The sequence below is a fragment of the Flavobacterium sp. JP2137 genome (assembly GCF_050562195.1).
Taxonomy (GTDB): domain Bacteria; phylum Bacteroidota; class Bacteroidia; order Flavobacteriales; family Flavobacteriaceae; genus Flavobacterium.
This window is the reverse complement of the sequence record NZ_CP191647.1, coordinates 3596283-3615118: the sequence shown is the minus strand read 5'-3', so window position 1 is coordinate 3615118 and position 18836 is coordinate 3596283. Positions and strand designations below refer to the sequence as shown.

Annotated in this window: 20 protein-coding genes and 1 tRNA gene; 10 read left to right on the top strand and 11 right to left on the bottom strand. The window is 40.1% G+C overall.

All coding sequences use genetic code 11. The features are described 5' to 3' along the window. Positions 1-36: 36 nt before the first annotated feature. The 3 genes from ACQZ43_RS15990 to htpG all read right to left on the bottom strand — a co-directional run bounded on the left by ACQZ43_RS15990 (position 37) and on the right by htpG (position 3429). Positions 37-309 (bottom strand): DUF2805 domain-containing protein, encoded by a 273-nt coding sequence (locus ACQZ43_RS15990; RefSeq protein ID WP_430613703.1) that lies wholly within the window; start codon positions 307-309, stop codon positions 37-39. A 156-nt stretch (positions 310-465) separates the two neighbouring features. Then, complete coding sequence (locus ACQZ43_RS15985; protein ID WP_430613701.1) at positions 466-1431, bottom strand: EamA family transporter; 966 nt, start codon at positions 1429-1431, stop codon at positions 466-468. A gap of 144 nt (positions 1432-1575) precedes the next feature. Next, on the bottom strand, positions 1576-3429 hold the full coding sequence (htpG, locus tag ACQZ43_RS15980) for a molecular chaperone HtpG (RefSeq protein WP_430613699.1): 1854 nt from the start codon (positions 3427-3429) through the stop codon (positions 1576-1578). Between the two features lie 170 nt (positions 3430-3599). Between htpG and ACQZ43_RS15975 the strand changes: the two genes are divergently transcribed. Next, positions 3600-4058 (top strand): lipocalin family protein, encoded by a 459-nt coding sequence (locus ACQZ43_RS15975; protein WP_430613697.1) that lies wholly within the window; start codon positions 3600-3602, stop codon positions 4056-4058. Between the two features lie 30 nt (positions 4059-4088). After that, entirely contained in the window at positions 4089-4787 is a 699-nt protein-coding gene (locus ACQZ43_RS15970; protein ID WP_430613695.1) for an OmpA family protein, read from the top strand. 223 nt (positions 4788-5010) lie between these two features. Here the strand turns inward: ACQZ43_RS15970 and ACQZ43_RS15965 are convergent, their stop codons facing one another. Together ACQZ43_RS15965 and ACQZ43_RS15960 are read right to left on the bottom strand one after the other, a co-directional pair. Continuing rightward, positions 5011-6537 (bottom strand): PspC domain-containing protein, encoded by a 1527-nt coding sequence (locus ACQZ43_RS15965; RefSeq protein ID WP_430613693.1) that lies wholly within the window; start codon positions 6535-6537, stop codon positions 5011-5013. Then, positions 6530-6871, bottom strand: coding sequence for a PadR family transcriptional regulator (locus ACQZ43_RS15960; protein WP_430613692.1), 342 nt, complete (start codon positions 6869-6871; stop codon positions 6530-6532). Before ACQZ43_RS15960 ends, ACQZ43_RS15965 begins: the two co-directional genes overlap by 8 nt. 147 nt (positions 6872-7018) lie before the next feature. Here ACQZ43_RS15960 and ACQZ43_RS15955 point away from each other — a divergent pair, with 147 nt between their 5' ends. Together ACQZ43_RS15955 and ACQZ43_RS15950 are read left to right on the top strand one after the other, a co-directional pair. Beyond that, positions 7019-7483 carry a DUF4442 domain-containing protein gene (locus tag ACQZ43_RS15955; RefSeq protein ID WP_430613691.1) on the top strand — a complete coding sequence of 155 codons (465 nt, stop codon included), beginning with the start codon at positions 7019-7021 and terminating at the stop codon, positions 7481-7483. A gap of 5 nt (positions 7484-7488) precedes the next feature. Continuing rightward, positions 7489-8394 (top strand): TIGR01777 family oxidoreductase, encoded by a 906-nt coding sequence (locus ACQZ43_RS15950; protein ID WP_430613690.1) that lies wholly within the window; start codon positions 7489-7491, stop codon positions 8392-8394. A gap of 97 nt (positions 8395-8491) precedes the next feature. Here the strand turns inward: ACQZ43_RS15950 and ACQZ43_RS15945 are convergent, their stop codons facing one another. Next, positions 8492-9082 carry a YceI family protein gene (locus ACQZ43_RS15945; protein ID WP_430613689.1) on the bottom strand — a complete coding sequence of 197 codons (591 nt, stop codon included), beginning with the start codon at positions 9080-9082 and terminating at the stop codon, positions 8492-8494. A gap of 281 nt (positions 9083-9363) precedes the next feature. Between ACQZ43_RS15945 and ACQZ43_RS15940 the strand changes: the two genes are divergently transcribed. The 6 genes from ACQZ43_RS15940 to ACQZ43_RS15915 all read left to right on the top strand — a co-directional run bounded on the left by ACQZ43_RS15940 (position 9364) and on the right by ACQZ43_RS15915 (position 15301). Next, the gene (locus tag ACQZ43_RS15940; RefSeq protein WP_430613688.1) at positions 9364-9906 is read left to right on the top strand and encodes a nucleotide exchange factor GrpE; all 543 of its coding nucleotides are present in this window, start codon (positions 9364-9366) and stop codon (positions 9904-9906) included. A gap of 33 nt (positions 9907-9939) precedes the next feature. After that, positions 9940-11055, top strand: a complete 1116-nt coding sequence (dnaJ, locus tag ACQZ43_RS15935; RefSeq protein ID WP_430613687.1) for a molecular chaperone DnaJ — start codon at positions 9940-9942, stop codon at positions 11053-11055. A 192-nt stretch (positions 11056-11247) separates the two neighbouring features. Then, the gene (locus tag ACQZ43_RS15930) at positions 11248-12165 is read left to right on the top strand and encodes an ABC transporter ATP-binding protein (protein WP_430613686.1); all 918 of its coding nucleotides are present in this window, start codon (positions 11248-11250) and stop codon (positions 12163-12165) included. 4 nt (positions 12166-12169) lie between these two features. Beyond that, complete coding sequence (locus ACQZ43_RS15925; RefSeq protein ID WP_430613685.1) at positions 12170-13471, top strand: ABC transporter permease; 1302 nt, start codon at positions 12170-12172, stop codon at positions 13469-13471. Between the two features lie 46 nt (positions 13472-13517). Continuing rightward, a complete protein-coding gene (locus ACQZ43_RS15920) occupies positions 13518-14681 on the top strand; it encodes a sigma-54-dependent transcriptional regulator (protein ID WP_430615713.1) in 1164 nt (387 codons plus the stop codon). Positions 14682-14686: 5 nt separating this feature from the next. Continuing rightward, on the top strand, positions 14687-15301 hold the full coding sequence (locus ACQZ43_RS15915) for a DEAD/DEAH box helicase (protein ID WP_430613684.1): 615 nt from the start codon (positions 14687-14689) through the stop codon (positions 15299-15301). A 38-nt stretch (positions 15302-15339) separates the two neighbouring features. Here ACQZ43_RS15915 and ACQZ43_RS15910 read toward each other — a convergent pair whose 3' ends face one another. The 5 genes from ACQZ43_RS15910 to ACQZ43_RS15890 all read right to left on the bottom strand — a co-directional run bounded on the left by ACQZ43_RS15910 (position 15340) and on the right by ACQZ43_RS15890 (position 18725). Next, positions 15340-15834, bottom strand: coding sequence for a hypothetical protein (locus tag ACQZ43_RS15910; protein ID WP_430613683.1), 495 nt, complete (start codon positions 15832-15834; stop codon positions 15340-15342). A 439-nt stretch (positions 15835-16273) separates the two neighbouring features. Continuing rightward, positions 16274-16618, bottom strand: coding sequence for a hypothetical protein (locus ACQZ43_RS15905; RefSeq protein WP_430613682.1), 345 nt, complete (start codon positions 16616-16618; stop codon positions 16274-16276). Between the two features lie 536 nt (positions 16619-17154). Further along, the gene (locus ACQZ43_RS15900) at positions 17155-17442 is read right to left on the bottom strand and encodes a hypothetical protein (RefSeq protein WP_430613681.1); all 288 of its coding nucleotides are present in this window, start codon (positions 17440-17442) and stop codon (positions 17155-17157) included. A gap of 31 nt (positions 17443-17473) precedes the next feature. Then, positions 17474-17749 carry a hypothetical protein gene (locus ACQZ43_RS15895; RefSeq protein ID WP_430613680.1) on the bottom strand — a complete coding sequence of 92 codons (276 nt, stop codon included), beginning with the start codon at positions 17747-17749 and terminating at the stop codon, positions 17474-17476. Positions 17750-18651: 902 nt separating this feature from the next. After that, positions 18652-18725 (bottom strand) — tRNA-Met (locus ACQZ43_RS15890). Between the last annotated feature and the right edge of the window lie 111 nt (positions 18726-18836).

Below are 18836 nucleotides of genomic sequence, written 5' to 3'. Positions count from 1 at the left end.
TTAAAAAATCTTCAGTGTGAACTGAAGATTATATGATTAATCAAATTTGTTTTTGATGTAGTACTTGCTGTCGAGATCATCAAGATCGTCGTCTTGAACTTTGGGTTTGGCTTTTTTGGCCGTGACCTTTTTTTTCCACAATTCGTATTCTTGTGGAGGAAATTTCTTTTTCATGATTTCGGTGACTTCACGTTCTCCGATTCCAAACTCATTTTTAATTGCCTCAAAGGGTTTTCTCTCTTCCCTTGCCATGGCAATTATTCGATCCATTGATTCGCGATCAAACGCCAAATTTTTATCTTTTTTCATTAGATGAAAAGTTAATCCAGTTTTTAATGTTACTATTCTCATGTCAATATTAATAAAAAAAAACAGATATGCAAAAAAATATTTTATAATTCAATTAATAAAATATTTTTTAATAAAAACAAACATTAATTCGCGATTTCAACGGGTTTGTTTGGTTTAATTCTTTGTTTTTTTAAATATTAACTGACTATTCATAAGAACGATGGCCGATAGAATTAAGGCGATTCCCAACCACTGTATGGCGATAACGGGTTCATGTACAATTAAATAGGCGACGGTTACCGATACGGGTAATTCTATAGACGAAATAATGCTTCCCAGGCCAACGCCTGCATGCGGGAATCCCATGTTTAAAAAGATGGGAGGGATGATGGTTCCGAACAAGGCCAAGAGCAGTCCCCAGTTGAGAAAAATGCTAAAATTGAAATCGCGCACCCCCGAAGTGTTGTCGGTGATCGAAGTCAAGAGGTCGTACATAAACGCAAAGTTATTGGGTCCCACTTGAGTGATAAAGGTAAAAATACTGACGATGACAGTAGCGCCGAGCAGCATAAAAAAACTGCGTTTGGGTGCCGGTAAGTGATTGGCCACATAGTTACTGGTAAACATGGTCATCGAGAAAGAACAAGAAGCGAGGAAGCCCAAAATCAATCCGCGGTAATCCAAATCGATTTTATCGCCCATGATGTTGGTTGCCAAAGCCGTTCCAAATAGGATGAGCGCTACGGCTAGGAGTTTAATTTTGGAGGGAAAGGTTTTGGTCATCACACTTTCGATAACCACGCCAATCCACACGGACTGCATCAGCAATACAACGGCTATGGACGCGTCTATAAAACTCACGGCCATATAGTATAAAACCGAGGTAAACCCCATAGAGGTACCGGCTAGGATGAGCTGACGGATGTCTTTGGAGGAAGCGCTGCCGCTGTCGCGTTTTTTGTTGCGAAATAAATTGATTAAAAACAGACCGAGTACCCCGAGGGTTACTTGTGAAAAGGTGACTTCGGCTGTTGTAAATCCGGCTTGATAGGCCAGTTTAACAAACGACGCCAACATTCCGAAGCTCGAGGCGCCACAAGCGATTAACAATACTCCCTTAGCAATATTTTTTTCTTTCATGATGTTTTTTTGAAGCCTGCAAAGTTACGGCTTTTATCTTTTTAAAGGGGTTTTAAAAACAGCAAAGCAATTTGGCCGCTGCTGTAACAAAAAAATCCGATGCCATTTAGGAGCATCGGATTCTTTGTTATAGGGGGTGTTCCACTACATTTGGCTGAAGTTTCTCTTGACAAAAGCCGTTAGTTCTTCTCCCTTTAATAGCCCTTGAGATAGTTTTGCCAAGTCCAAAGCCTGTTTGATTTGGCTGTCGCGCTTGGTCACATCACTTTGGTTTAGCAACGCACTGGCAAAGCTGGAGTTGGTATTGATGATCAGGTTGTACATTTCCGGGAAATTACCCATGCCAAACATACCCCCTCCACCAGAGGCACTCATTTCTTTCATTCTTCGCATAAACTCGGGCTGCGTAATGACAAACGGTTCGTCTGTACTGTCTAAGGCCTCCATTTGTACGGTGTATTTCTCTTTGGGAACTACCGTTTCCAACACCTCTTTTAAAGTGGTCGTTTCCTCTTCCGTCAGTTTGGAAATCGGATTGTCGTCCTTTTTAATCAAGTTGTTTACATGATCGGCATCGACACGAGCAAAAGTCATTTTCTCGTTTTCGGATTCCAATTTCTGAATCAGGTGAGAGGCAATCGGCGAATCCATCACGATTACTTGATAGCCCTTGGCTGTCGCTGCAGTGATATAGCTGTGTTGCGCATCCTTATTCGATGCGTAAAGCACTACTAGGTTGCCGTTTTTGTCGGTTTGATTTTCGGTCGTCGCCGCTTTTAACTCGTCCAAGGTAAAGTACTTGCCATCTACCGTTGGATACAGTACAAAAGCCCCCGCTTTTTCATAAAATTTGGGCTCGGACAACATACCGTATTCCAATACGATTTTGATGTCGTTCCACTTGGCTTCAAAATCCGCTCTGTTTTCGGTAAATAACGACTTGAGTTTGTCCGCTACTTTTCTAGTGATGTAATTGGATATTTTCTTGACGTTGCCATCGGATTGCAAATACGATCTCGATACGTTTAACGGAATGTCTGGCGAGTCGATAACCCCTTTTAACATGGTTAAGAATTCGGGAACAATCCCCTCTACATTATCGGTTACGAAAACCTGGTTTTGGTAAAGTTGGATTTTGTCCTTCTGCATTTGAAGGTCGTTGCTCAATTTGGGGAAATACAAAATACCGGTTAGGTTAAACGGGTAGTCTACATTTAAGTGAATGTTGAACAAAGGCTCTTCAAATTGCGTTGGATACAATTCGTGGTAGAAGTTTTTGTAATCTTCCTCGCTCAATTCCGACGGTTGTTTGGTCCAAGCCGGATTGGGGTTGTTGATAATGGTATCTACTTCTACAGCATCGTCTCCTTCTCCTTCAGTATGGGTACCAAATTTGATCGATACCGGCATGAATTTATTGTATTTTACCAGTAATTCACGGATCTTGCTTTCCTCCAAAAACTCCAGGGAATCGTCGGCTATGTGCAAGATGATTTCGGTACCGCGGTCTTGTTTGTCCGCGGCTTCTAAAGTGTATTCCGGGCTGCCGTCACACGTCCAATGCGCAGCGGCTTCGTCTTTGTATGATTTGGTGATGATTTCCACCTTACTAGCAACCATAAAAGCGGAATAGAATCCCAATCCAAAATGGCCAATGATGCCAGAGTCCTTGGCGGAATCTTTATATTTTTCTAAGAATTCTTCAGCACCCGAAAAAGCCACTTGGTTGATGTATTTTTCAACCTCCTCACGAGTCATCCCCAATCCTTGGTCGATGATGTGCAGCTTTTTGCCCTCTTTGTCAATTTTAACTTCAATGACCGGCGATCCGTATTCCACTGCTGTCTCGCCAATAGTAGTGAGGTGCTTGAGTTTTAAGGTGGCATCGGTGGCATTGGAGATCAGCTCTCTTAAGAATATTTCATGATCACTATATAAAAACTTTTTAATTAGTGGGAAAATGTTTTCAACGGTCACATTAATTTTTCCTGATGTCATAATTATTCGTATTTTTATAATTAAATTTACTTTTATAACTGAAATATTACAAATTGAATACCATTATTTGAATTAGCGCCATATTGGCAGTAGGAAAATATTTTAGAAAAAAGAGTCCTTTTTAAATTGGGCATGTTTATTGTTAACGTAATTTTGTAAAAAATTGATCTATGAAAAAATTAATCGTTTTAAGTGCTATGGCACTGTTTATGGTTTCGTGTAAACCGACGATGGACGCCAAATCTCAAGTGGGCCTTAAAGGCAATTGGACTTTGACCCATGTAAAACACATTGGAGGAGAATTTGTGAAAGTAAATTCTTTTAACATCGCCGATTCCAAATGTTTTATTGGAAGTCAGTGGAAATTTGTTTCCAACAACAATTCGGGATCTTTGAGCTTGACGTCAGGCGCGGATTGCCCGGAATTTGACAGCAATTTTAAATGGACGATTTCACCATCCGGTGAGTTCAGTTTTAAATTTGTCGATCAAGGCGAGAAAGCCAAACACGTTACTACGGGTTACGCTTTGCGCGTGGCTAATCAAAGTGAGTCCTCTTTCCAATTGGTCGATAAGATTGCCGTCGGTGGTCAAACTTCCGATGTGATTTATCAATTTCAACGCAACTAAAATATTTACATAACTAAACTAAACTTACAAATGAAAAATTTAAATATCTATTTATTAGCGGGAACTATGTTGGCCACTTCAGTAGGACTAACGAGTTGTAATGCTGTTCAAAACACGAATAAAACCCAAAGAGGTGCTGCTGTAGGAGCTGCAGGTGGAGCGCTTATCGGAGGTATTTTAGGCAATAACTTGGGCAACAAGAAAAACAGTGCTTTAGGCGCGGTTTTAGGTGGTGTAATCGGTGGAGCTGCAGGTGGTGTGATCGGAAATAAGATGGACAAACAAGCCCGTCAAATTGAGGAAACCGTACCGGGAGCAGAAGTAGAACGCATCGGAGAGGGTATTAAATTGATCTTGGGTGAAAACTCGGTTAATTTCAACCTTAACCAAGCTACTTTGACGCCAAAAGCACAAGGAAACCTAGATAAATTGGTTAAAGTATTCAAAGACAATCCAGATACCAACGTAGAGATTTACGGGTATACCGACATCACTGGAAAAGAGGAGTACAACTTAAAATTGTCTGGACAAAGAGCCAATTCTGTAAAACAATACTTAGTTAAACAAGGGGTAGCTGCAAACCGATTGAAAACCAAAGGTATGGGGATTGCCGATCCAATCGCATCCAACGATACCGAGGATGGAAGAATTAAAAACCGTAGAGTTGAATTTGGTATTACTGCCAACGACAAAATGGTTCAAGATGCACAACAAGAAGCTGGAAGATAGTTTTAGTTGAGCTATAAACACAGAAGAGCGGCGGAAACGTCGCTCTTTTTTTATATAAAAAAAGGGAGTAAAACCCCTTTAGGTCTACTCCCTTTGTACTTTAAAAAATGGTGCTGCAAGCTACCGCTGGTCTATTAAAAGATTAAACCGATAATCCAAGTAAGCACTACATCGATTAATTTTAAGGCTAAAGCTATCATAATTTATATTTTTGGTTGGGTTGTTATTTGCAATCGAGACAACTCAAAGTTTGATTGACCATTTTATACGTGTATATACCAGGGCTCAAAACGATGTCGTCTTCCAAAAAAGGCTGGGCATTGTCCGCTAATCGCACCGATGTATTTTCGGTTAAATATAGGTATAATTTTACTTTTTCAATGGAGTATTGCGCATTTTCTTCGGTTATAAAACGATCCGATAATATCAATTGATTTTCGCGGATTTGGTAGTTGTAGGCTGGAATTTCCAGTACTTCGTGTTCGGTGTTGATCAGTTGCTTTTTTTGCGTTTCCAATTTAATGGTTAGGCTGGAGCGGTCTTGATAAGAAGTGAGTATCTCCAATTCTACGGCATCGTTATCGTTTTGAAAAGTCGATATATAATCGGCTACTTGGTTGTGTTCCGACTCGAAATAGCGTTCGTCTACAAAAATCACTTCTACAGGGCCATTGCCGATAGGCAGGTCTTTGGAGGTGCTAAATGTTTCTTCTATGCTCAACTCTTTGTTGACGGCATGGGCAATGGATTTCAGGTTGTTACCCGATTCCTGTACCGCGACAAATATCATTGCTAAAATGGCGAAAAACCATACACAAGTTAAGATAATAGCTGTTAATCCTACGTATTTAAGGTTTTTATACAACAGTTTTAAACCGATTAGAAACACGATGATAAAAGGTATGGCGGTCAGTAGAAAAACCAGTAAGGCAAGCAACCACAACGGAACGCTCAGCGCTTCTATACTAATGTTAAAGGACTGGAATTCAGCGGGCGTTTGCCACTTGCTTTGAGAGATTACTATACCGGCAATCGCACTGCCTAGGAAGCCGAAAAAAGCAAAGATAATCAAGCCGATACCCAAGGCTCTCCGGATGATTTGAGCGGCAGTATCGCCAAATGCTCGGGTGTTTTGTCCTACTTTTTGGTAGTCAATGCTGTTGACTTTGTCCGAAACGTATTCAATGTTTTCCCGCACTTTTTTTTCGATGGACGAAATGTTGATCGGCTCGCCCTTCATCTCTAATTTTTCACTGGTAGAGCTGGCTTTGGGAATGACAATCCACAATATGATGTATACCAAAACACCGGTTCCATAAAAGATGGTTAAGATCAAAAGCAGTAAGCGCAACCAAATTGGATCGATTCTAAAGTAATGCCCCAAGCCCGCTAGTACACCACCAAGTACTCGTTTGTCGGTATCGCGGTACAATTTGCGCGAAAAGGCATAGGCTGGCTGCGGTTGCTCGTAGGTTTTGGTGTCTTCGTCGTCGATGCGGTAGTCTTCGGGCTGCCCCATTATTTGTATGATCGAGTCTACATCTGCTAAGATGATTACTTGGTTGTTGGCATTGATGCGCTCGGTAAACAATTCCGCTATACGACTCTCTATATCATGAATGATTTCCTCGCGACCGTCGATGTTGATCGAATTGCGAATCGCTTGTAAGTAGTGGCTTAATTTGTTGTAAGCGTTTTCATCGATATGAAAAATAATGCCTGCTATGTTTACGGTTACAGTCTTATTCATGAGGTTGCGTGTTAGAGGTTATTTTTTCTACTGCTTCGGCCAATTCGGTCCAGGTTTTTCCCAATTCAATTAAAAATTCTACGCCTTGTTCGGTTAAACGATAATATTTTCGAGGGGGGCCGGCGTTGGATTCCTCCCAGCGGTAACTCAATAAATCGTCGTTCTTCAGTCGGGTGAGCAAGGGGTAAATCGTGCCCTCCACAACTAATAACTTGGCTTGCTTAAGCTCGTCTAGTATTTCGGAAGTATAACAGTCCCGTCCCTGTAATATGGAAAGGATGCAAAACTCCAAAATACCCTTGCGCATTTGCGCTTTGGTGTTTTCTATATTCATAGTTATCGGTTGTTTCGATGTTTCTTATGCAAAGATATATACAAAGGACTGTACTTTGTATTGCAAGGTACTGCTATTTAACTTTATTTTAACTTTTTAATATATTTTATTGGTCGGTAAATTTTTTGTATTTTTATAAAAAAAGATATGAAAGTGACACCGTCTAAGCTCAATAGCTATTTGTTTTTAAAGTTGCCGTCTGCCTATTGGACAGGGGTAAGGGTAAAGGAGATTTCCGAAGAGACTTGTGTATCTACGGTTAAGCATCGCTGGATCAATCAAAACCCCTTTAGATCGATGTATTTTGCCGTGCAAGCCATGGCCGCAGAGTTGTCTACGGGGGCCCTAGTCATGTATCAAATTCAGAAAAGCGGTGCATCTATTTCGATGCTCGTAGCGCAGAATAACAGTGTATTTACCAAAAAAGCCGTAGGTCGAATTCGCTTTCAATGCACCGAAGGGAGCAAGGTTAAAGCAGCGATACAAACGGCGATAGAAACCGGAGAGGGGCAAACCTTTTGGATGAAATCCATCGGCAAAAACGAAAGGGGTGAAGCGGTTTCGGAAATGAATTTTGAATGGACTATAAAAGTTAAACCCCCCAAAAACTAACTTATATGAAAATATTGATAACCGGCGCAACCGGCTTTATAGGAAGTGCCTTGACTTCTTATTTGCTGAGTAAGGGATATGTTGTAAACTATCTGACTACCGATCGGGCAAAGATTAAGGATGCGATTCGTTATCATGGATTTTATTGGAATCCCGCCAAATCGGCTTTTGACAGTGAAGCTCTAGTGGGGGTTGAGGTGATCATTCACCTTGCGGGTTCGAGCATATCGAAGCGGTGGACGGCGAAGAACAAAGAGGAAATGACGAGCAGCAGGGTAGATTCAACCCGGTTTCTATACCAGATATTAGAGGCGCAGAAACACGAGGTCAAACAGGTTGTTGCCGCTTCGGCCATCGGTATTTATAGAGATAGTCTGACCGAAATACACCGCGAGGATTCCGCAGCGGTGGACAGCGGATTTTTGGGCGACCTCGTACAATTATGGGAGGCGGAAAACCGCCGTTTTGAGCAGTTGGGAATCGATGTATGTCTGTTTCGCATTGGAATGGTTTTGTCCAAAAACAACGGGGCACTTCCGGAGTTGATCAAGCCCATCAATCGCTACTACGGCGCGGTTTTGGGATCGGGCGTGCAAATACACTCGTGGATACACCGCGAAGATTTGGTGTATCTGTTTGAATTTGCCATCAGCCATCAGCTAAAAGGGGTGTACAACGCCGTGACTCCCCATCCCGTGACTCAAAGGGAATTGGTTTACGACTTAAAGAAAATTTTAAAAAAGCCGCTCTTGCTTCCGAGAATACCCGCGGTCTTGCTCAAGCTCGTTTTGGGCGAGCAGCACGTATTGGTTACGGCAAGTCAAAGGGTTAGCGCGGATAAAATACTAAAAGAAGGTTACGAATTTAAGTTTCCCGAAATGGGAAAGGCCTTGGCCAATTTGCTGAAGTAAATCAATCGTTTGCTTGTTGAATATACCTAAAAGTAAAGGGGCTGTCTTTTTGAGACAGCCCCTTTTGCAATGTGATATGGCACTAAATAAGCAAAGTTTATTTAGTGGCTTTTATATGAAGTTTTACTAAAACTTCATCGTTAATCGCTTTATCTCCCAAATTGTCAAAAACGGAATTCGAGTTATAGTTTACGTTCCACTCCGTTCTGTTGATTGGAAATTCATTGGCATGAATCATCACTTCATTTTCAGAAACCGTAATCATTGCAGGAAATTTAACTGCTTTGGTAACGTCTTTCAACGTCAAGTTTCCAGAAACGATGCTTTCGCCATTTTCTTCTGTCACCGCAGTGATTTCGAAAGTTCCTTGTGGGTATTTATTTACGTTAAAGAAGTGATCACTGGCCTCTTCTTTACCTGTTCCTTTTAAATGCGCTTCCAAGTCTTCTTTACCGTCTCCAGCTTTTAAGTCTTCAACCGAAATAGATGTCATATCGAAAACAACTTTTCCGTTTTCAATCTTTCCGTCTTTAACGTTGATTTCACCGTTGGATACGTTAATAGTACCGTTGTGTTTTCCACCGGTTAGTTTAGAACCCGTCCACTCTACTTTAGAATCTGTTGCAGCAATGGCGTAATTTACGGCATCTTTAGATGTTTCAGTGCTTTCGATAGTATCTGTATCCACGGTAGTTTTAGGATCGTTTTTACATGCTGTCAAACTTAAAGCAGCAAAAGCAAACAAAGTAATTACATTTTTTTTCATAGTCAAATTTGATTTTAATTATAGCAAACATATCAATTATATATCAATTTTTACTTAAAAAAACATTAAAAATGTGCTAGTTGCGGTTTTTATCTTGCATAAGTATCGTGTCAAATCGTGTCAAAATGGCACGACTCCACAAATTGGCAGTACTTTTGTATACTAGATTGATAACTATAATAGAAAAAATAAAAGTTTATAATATGAGCACTGAAAACGCAGACATTAACAAAGATCAAGAAGAGGTGGTTCAAGAAGTAAATACCGTTGAAAACGACAATGGTAATCAGGAAGTTGAAATGCCGGAGCTGGTAATTGAAGAAGAATTGGCGAAGGAAAAAGATAGGTTTTTAAGACTTTTTGCCGAGTTTGAAAACTACAAAAAGCGCACTTCAAAAGAGCGCATGGAGCTTTTTAAAACTGCCAGCGAAGAGGTTCTCGTGGCCTTGTTGCCGGTTTTAGATGATTTTGACAGAGCGCTTACAGAAATGGCTAAGATGGAGAGTCAAGAAAACTTGTTGGGTATTTCGCTTATTTCGAACAAATTCCGCGATGTATTATCGTCTAAGGGACTGACAGAAGTAGCTGTAGCCAAAGGAGATGCTTTTAGCGTGGACCATGCCGAGGCGATTACACAAATTCCGGCGGGTGACAAAATGAAAGGAAAAATAGTAGATGTAATTGAAAAGGGGTACCAATTGGGTGATAAAATCATCCGATTCCCGAAAGTTGTGATAGGACAATAATAACAGATTACATAAAAATATAGTAGATTTCAAATGAAAAAAGATTATTACGAAATATTAGGTATTGATAGAAGCGCAGATGCTGCGGCAATCAAAAAAGCTTATCGAAAAAAGGCTATCGACTATCACCCCGATAAAAATCAGGGAGATGCCGAGGCTGAAGAGAAGTTTAAACTTGCGGCAGAGGCTTATGAAGTGTTGAGTGATCCGGATAAGAAAGCGCGTTATGACCAATATGGTCATGCAGCCTTTGACGGCTCTGGCGGTTTCGGCGGCGGCGGTGGCAATCATATGAATATGGATGATATCTTTAGTCAGTTTGGAGATATTTTCGGCGGTGGTGGTTTTGGCGGCTTCGGCGGCGGTGGCCAACAGCGTCGCGTAAAGGGCACCAGCCTGCGCATTAAGGTCAAATTGACCTTAGAAGATATCGCCAACGGCGTGGAAAAGAAAGTTAAAGTCAAGAGAAAGGTCCAAGCCAAAGGCGTGACTTTCAAGAGCTGTCCGACCTGTAACGGAACCGGACAAGTCACTAAAATTGCCAATACCATTTTGGGTAGAATGCAAACGTCTGCTCCGTGTCATGTATGTGGAGGAGCCGGTCAAATTCTCGACAGCAAACCAACCGGTGCCGATGCACAAGGTATGGTGATGGAAGAGGAAACCGTATCGATCAAAATTCCTGCGGGAGTGGTTGATGGGATGCAGTTAAAAGTTTCTGGCAAAGGAAATGAAGCACCTGGCAGCAACAGTGTACCGGGCGATTTGATCGTCGTGATTGAAGAACTCGAACACGAGAAGTTGAAACGCGAAGGCGAGAATATACATTACGATTTATACATCAGTTTTGCCGAGGCCGCTTTGGGTGGATCCAAAGAAATTGAAGCCGTCAATGGACGGGTGCGCATCAAACTCGAAGAGGGTATACAATCGGGTAAAATCCTGCGTTTAAAAGGCAAGGGATTACCGAGTGTAAATCGCTACGGAACCGGTGATTTATTGGTACATGTTAACGTGTGGACTCCTAAAACGCTGAATAAAGAACAAAAAGAATGGTTTGAAAAGATGAAAGACGATGAGAATTTTATCCCACAGCCTGGAAAGTCTGACAAATCTTTTTTTGAAAAAGTAAAGGAAATGTTTTCGTAATATGGAAAAAATGTTTTATATTTGGACAACACTTATAAAACGGTGGATTTTCTTTTTCATAGCAATTTTTCCCATCCTTATTTATTTATAAATAAGGATGGGTTTTTTTTGGACTTTTCGAAAGGAGTTTCCTTAGCTATTCTAAATTTAGATAAAAAAAAGTACTTTTACAAAATAAACTCTACGCGCATAATGAATCCGATATTAGAAGTTCAAAATGTTGTTAAACGATATGCCGACAAAACGGCGTTAAACCAGGTATCGCTCAGCATACCAAAGGGAAGTATTTATGGGTTGCTAGGGCCTAATGGCGCTGGAAAAACATCGTTAATCCGCATCATCAACCAAATTACTTTACCCGACGAAGGACAGATTCTTTTAGACGGCGAACCCCTCGGACCCGATCACATCAAACACATTGGATATATGCCGGAAGAACGCGGTTTATACAAGACGATGAAGGTGGGTGAGCAGGCCTTGTATTTGGCGCAGCTCAAGGGACTTTCCAAAGCAGAAGCCAAAACTCAACTGGAATACTGGTTTGAAAAACTGGAGATACAGGGGTGGTGGAACAAGAAAATTCAGGAACTATCCAAGGGAATGGCGCAAAAGATACAATTTGTAGTCACCGTTTTACACCAGCCTAAACTATTGATTTTTGACGAACCCTTTTCCGGGTTTGACCCCGTTAATGCCAATATCATCAAAGACGAAATTCTCGAATTGCAAAAAAAGGGTTCGACGATTATTTTTTCTACGCACCGCATGGAAAGCGTAGAGGAAATGTGCGACCACATCGCTTTGATTCATCAGTCCAACAAACTGATCGAAGGCAAATTGGTCGATGTGAAAAAGCAATTTAGAACGCTTAAATACCAAGTGGGCATTATTTCCAGCAACGTCGAAAAGCTGATGTACGACCTAACACAGGAATTTGAAGTGGCACAAACTCATTTTAAATCGTTGAATAACGAATTGCAATTGGAAATAGGATTGGGGCAATCTTCGCCCAACGAATTGCTTCAAATTCTTGTTCAAAATGGTCAAGTAACTCATTTTGTCGAGAAAATCCCGACTGTAAACGATATTTTTATCCAATCTGTAAGCTAATATAATGAGTATACTATCTCTAATCATAAAAAGAGAATTTATTGCCAAAGTGCGCAATAAATCCTTTATCGTCATGACGTTCTTAAGTCCGGTAATTTTTGTCGTATTGTCGATACTAATTGCGTATTTGAGCACGATGAAAGCCGATGTTAAAAAAATTGCCATACACGACGAAACCGGATATTTTGTCTCGCATTTTAAAAATAGCGAACTCTACGAGTTTCAAGATTTATCTGCTATCGATATTCAAATTATCAAAGACAGCATAGTGAAGGAAGCCTACGAAGGCTTGCTGTATTTCCCCAAGGTCGACGATATTTCCCAATTGGAAAAAGGTATACAATACGTATCTAACGACAGTCCGAGCATCGGATTTATTACGACTATTGAACGGGTTATAGCCGCGGAAATCACCTCGTATAACATCGCAAAATCCGGTATGGATAGTCAGCTTATCGAAGCGACTAAGGCCCAGGTGGATTTGACCTTGGAAAAAGCATCAGGAGAAACGACCGTAAAGGGACTCAACGAAATAAAAATTGCCATAGGAGGCCTTTTCGGCTACCTGATTATGATGTTTATCATTATATATGGTAACTTAGTAATGCGAAGCGTCATTGAGGAAAAGACCAATCGCATCATCGAAATCATCATTTCGTCGGTAAAACCCTTCCAATTGATGATGGGGAAGATAATCGGAACGTCTTTGGCGGGAATCTTACAATTTACGATTTGGGCTATAGTCGGCGGGATCTTGCTGTTTGTAATATCGGCCGTTTTTGGTATTAATGCCACGACCAATATGGCCAATGTGCCCTTGGATGGGGTGGTGTCTAACAACGCCATCGTCAATGCGCAAAATTACTTGAGCGAGATAATGGAATTGCCTATACTGTCTATGGTCGGTTTCTTTTTTCTGTTTTTCTTAGGCGGCTATTTCTTATACAGCTCCCTATATGCGGCTATTGGTGCTGCAGTTGATAGTGAAACCGATACCCAACAGTTTTTATTTCCGATCATGTTGCCGTTGATGTTGGGGGTGTATGTCGGTTTTTTTACCGTAATTCACAACCCACACGGTACGGTGGCCACCGTGTTTTCCATGATTCCATTTACTTCGCCAATTGTGATGTTGATGCGCATACCCTTTGGCGTACCGCTTTGGCAAATTGTCCTTTCCCTATTGATTCTTTTTGGAACCTTTATATTAGTGGTTTGGCTTGCTGCAAAAGTGTACCGAATTGGAATTTTGATGTATGGCAAAAGACCGTCGTGGAAAGAATTGTACAAGTGGTTAAAATATTAAGCTCGAGTATACAAACTGTTTTTAATAACGATACAAGATGTCAAAAATATCTAAAATATTAATTATAGAAGATGAAGCTTCTATCAGACGTGTGCTCACCCGTATACTAACGGAGGAAAATGAGAACTATAGCGTAGACGAAGCGGAAGATGGATTGGCGGGCTTGGAAAAAATTCAAGCAGAAGATTACGACTTGGTCATTTGCGACATTAAAATGCCCAAGATGGATGGAGAAGAAGTGCTGGTCGAAGTCAAAAAGATTAAACCGGAAATTTCCATGGTGATGATTTCTGGTCATGGCGATTTGGAAACTGCGGTGAATACCATGCGACTCGGCGCCTTTGATTACATCTCGAAGCCACCGGATTTAAATCGCTTACTCAATACGGTTCGCAATGCTTTGGACAAAAAACATCTGGTTGTTGAAAACAAGATTTTAAAAAAGAAGGTCAGCAAAAACTACGAAATCATCGGAGAGAGCAAAGCTCTGGGCCAGATTAAGGAGATGATCGAAAAAGTAGCCCCTACAGATGCACGGGTTTTGATAACCGGAGCCAACGGTACGGGAAAGGAATTGGTAGCGCATCAGTTGCACGAAAAAAGCGAGCGCGCCGGTTTTCCTCTCATTGAGGTCAATTGTGCTGCCATCCCCTCAGAATTGATCGAGAGCGAATTGTTCGGTCACGTTAAAGGTGCTTTTACCTCGGCGGTTAAAGACCGGGCGGGCAAGTTTGAAGCGGCCAACAAGGGAACAATTTTCTTAGATGAAATCGGCGATATGAGTCTATCGGCTCAGGCGAAGGTGCTGCGTGCGCTACAGGAAAATGTCATCAGTAGAGTAGGAGCGGATAAGGATGTTAAAATCGATGTTCGCGTGATTGCAGCGACTAATAAGGATTTGAAAAAGGAAATTGCCGAAGGGCGGTTTAGAGAGGATTTATACCACAGATTGGCTGTGATTCTGATTAAAGTCCCGGCTTTAAACGAACGCAGAGAAGACATTCCCCTGTTGATCGAACACTTTTCAGAGAAGATAGCCACGGAATACGGTACCGCAGTCAAGAATTTTGAGCCCGAAGCGATTGCGCTGTTGCAGGAATACGATTGGACTGGAAATATCAGAGAACTGCGCAATGTAGTAGAGCGATTGATTATTTTAGGAGGGAAAGAAATTTCGAAAGAAGATGTACAGTTATTTGCAAGTAAATAGATAAGATGAAATTAAAAAAAATTAATATAGAGCTGGAAGAAGCCTTAGTAGGACTTTCTTTAATCGAGCCCACAGCATTGCAAAAAGAGAGTTTTAGCGTGATTAAAAGCGGTGTGGACACCGTGATTGTCGCGCCAACGCGAGAAGGCAAATCATTGGCCTTGGCGATTAGCGTGATTCAAAAGCTGGAAAAGGCCCATTTGATCGCTACACGAGCTTTGGTTGTAGTCAAGGATAAGGAAGCGGTTTTGGAAATGACAGAACTGTTTGAAAAGCTGACCAAGCGCATGGATTTGCGCGTTTACGGCGTACACAACAACACGGATTTGGACAACGATAAAAACATGCTTTCCATAGGAAACGATATTTTAATCGGTACGATGGAGCGTTTAAACAATATGTTTAGCTCGGCGGGATTCGATGTCAATCAATTGAAAATGTTTGTAGTCGACGATTTGGATCAACAATTGAAATTGCGATTGGAGCCCAAGTTTTTACGAGTATCGGAAAGCGTGGGTAAAACCCAGCGCGTCTATTTTTCTACCGTAGTCGATGAGCGAACGGAGTCTTTTGTAGAAAAAACCATGTCGGAAGATGCGGTATGGCTTCAATATGAATAAAAAAACGGGTCCGAAAGGGCCCGTTTTTTTTATGTTTATTAGCGAAAGGTTGCCGGTGGTGGTGGTGGTGGTGGCAATATCGGATTGGTATTGATCAATTCGTGTTCGGTATCGGGTACTTCTGGAATTTTACTCGGTATTACCCAATAGATGTGATAATTTCCTAAAGTGTCTAAATCCGCTCCCCTTCTAAAGTGGTATTTGGTGGATTTGTTGTTTAGTTTAATCGCGATGTTGTAGTTTTCGGCGGTAGCGCTTTCCTCTACTTCATTGATTAAATATGCTTTGTTGTGACTTGTAATGAGTTCTATATAACACGATTCCACATCGTTTTTTAAAACTTGACAGAAATCGTTTTTCGTAAATTTAAAGCCTTTGATGCTTCCAGAACTTAAAGTCCACGTGCCCTGTGTCCAAGTCGGCGGATTTATAGTCGCAGCTACCGTTGGAACTAAGGTATCGGAATCATCGTCGCTGCTACATGAAATGAAGAGCAATGACATCAAAAGAGTAAGTGTTAGAATCTTTTTCATAATTTATTTTTGTATGGTATGCAAACATATATAAAAATAATGTAAAAAATAAAATTTTTTTTAAGGATTTTTTGTGAAATGATTATTTTGAAGATGATATACTTCTACATAGAAATATATGGTTTTGTGAATATTTGTTTAAAACTTGACTTTTTTAGTAAATAAATGGATCTGTAAATGCGTTGAATACGCGTTTTATGGCTCCTTTTGCGAAGGTATTGGCTGTTTGTTAGGAGATGTGGTTTTTGCGAGAATTTTGCTCTTAAAACGACTCTAAGGACTGCTGGTTTGCTTTAAAGATGACTTTGTTAAACATTTTTTTACGGCTGTCTGTGAAAAGTGTTTCTCGGTACCCTTACGGTTGTCAACAAGGGGCCAGGACTTGTTTGTCGGTGCACTGGCCGTAGATACAAAACATAGGCGTATGTGCGGTGTATTTCTACAACCGCAAATGATAAGGCGTGTAAGGAACAATTGTGGCAGTTGTTTCCATGACTTGGATTGCCGGTTTGTTTATTAACTTACAGCGATTAGCGACAGGATTAGATAATACGTTTAGTATAAGCCACCCGATCAGCAACGCTGTGTTTCTGGTCGCTCTATTCGTTTGCTTCATGATTTCAATCATTATTTCCTGTTGTTCCTCTAGGATTTCTCGATCGGTTTTCTCTTTTTTATACACGGGCTTGTCCCGATCTTCTCGATTCTCTTGTGTCTGAGTCGGTGCTTTGCCATTGAGCATTGAAGCCATTCCTGTTGATAAGCCAACTATTTGGGTTGCCAAATATTCCCTATAAAAATGAGCTATTGGGTTTTGATTGTTTTTATTTCAAAAACAGGTATTTCGTAACTGTGGAACTATCAAATGATAATTTTGCATTTCCACAATTAGAAAGCGATTAAATTTTTAGGTATTTCGATTAAACTACAATTTCGTGTAGTAGAATGTCATTTCATCCTCGCTATTTTATAAAGAGCCATTTTGCTATTCAAAAAAAAGTCTTTACTAACAAGGCTATCGTTGCTTTTTCTGTGGATAATCCTTTTAGCAATGGATTTAAATATAGGAACGAAATAAGTAATTCTTCTGACAATTATAAAAGGGAGATTTTTTATAAGAACAGGGGAATATGGACGTTTTTCTCGTATCAATTTGGAGATGTTAGTCAGAAAAAAGATAATAAAACGAACCATTCAAACGATTTTTGAACATTTTAAAAAAAAGAGAGCTGTCCTTTGGCTACTAAAACTTCGACGAGCAGGGCAGTGTTTTTTCCGTTCTTGGACAATAATGTGTGTGGTTTGTTTGATGAGTTGAGATTACGAATTTAAAATTACTATAGCGCTCAAAATGGATGTAATAATAATCCACCAGGTAATAAAGGCTGAGTTCTTCGCAGTTCGTTCCGATTCTTTTCTTATTTCTACCAATAGAGTAACTTGTTGCTCTAAGAGTTCCCGTTCTGTTTTTGCTTTTACAAACTCCGCTATATTTGGATCTTCTTTGATTTTTTCTTTAATCTGCGCTGCAGGTCCCTTACTAAAGAGTACATAAAGCACTCCAGTTAAACATACCATGCCGATAATTATGATCATTAATATTTCCATGTTATTGTTTCTTTTTACAAGTTGTTATTGTTTATGTAGTTAACGTGTGTTCTTCGAGTCGAGCTTGTTCCGTTTTAATGGTTTCATTTATAAAGGCGGCAATTTCTTCTACGGTTTTATCACAATGCTCGACGGTTTTTGTATCGCTCTTTGGAAAACCTGAAGGGCTTGGATAAATGGTTGCTGTAAGATCAATATTGCAAGTCCAAAAAAATTTTGTTGCTAACGGTATTTTGGATGAGTTGTTGTCAGATGAACGACATCCTAAAACAGTAATTATTAAGATTAGATATGTTAGATTTTTCATTTTTTTAAATTTAAAATAACTTCGGATTTCATTAGAGGTCATTTTTTAATACTTAATTCGTATGTCTCTTCTAGTAGTTCAATAAAAAGCTGCCTCAGCTTGTTTTTTAGATCTTCATTATCTCTTGCTTGTAGTGTCATTTTAATGCAATACCTCTTAACATATATATAGAAGTAGGACCGAGGTAGAAGTGTAGAATATATGTTGTCGTATTGACTGCTTATTCAAAAGTAAATAAAAAGAAAAAAAACACCGTTAACGGAGTGTTAAATTTTATATATCTAGTATTGATGCTTAGTTAGTTGCGTTTTTTAAAAGTTTAAAAATTACACTAAAAACCATTTGAATATTTATGTAAAATTCCTAAAAATCACTGGAAAAAAGGGGTTTTTTGTTTCAATCTTATAGCGCCTACAACAATGGCGAGCGAAAAAATTTCATCTAACTTTATGTCAAACGGCTTGTGTTTTTCATTTTCGCAAACACTACTACTGCAACCTTCTTGGGCTGATTGGTGTAATGTGGTATTGGCACGTAGAGGCGCAAGTGAGATTTTCTAAAGCCTGTATGAATGGGGGAAGTCGTGATTTTAGCTTTGGGAATCCGAGTTGATTTTTGGCAAATCTCCTAATTGTCCCTTGTTGGAGCTGCCACTGCCATGGAATGAGGCCACAGCGGCTTTTATTAAGCGTTTTTACAGCGAATCAGCTGATTATATAGGTCGGGATAAAAAAATATTTTAAAAAAGCCCTGATTTTTTGGGTAATTTGGGAATGATTGTGTCTTTTAAAGTCGTGAAACGCGACTTTTGAATCAAAAATTACACACGTTTTGAGAATTTACCCCATAAAAAAAGCGGTTTAAGAATCCTTAAACCGCTGGGAACCCAAACTTGGAGTTTGTAGCGAAGACGGGAGTTGAACCCGTGACCTCAGGGTTATGAATCCTGCGCTCTAACCGACTGAGCTACCTCGCCATTTGTGAAGTAAATTACTTCCTTAATGCGGGTGCAAATATAGAACTTATTTTATAACTTCCAAAAAAAATGTTTGAAATTAAATAAATTTTTAAAGTTTTTTAATTCTCT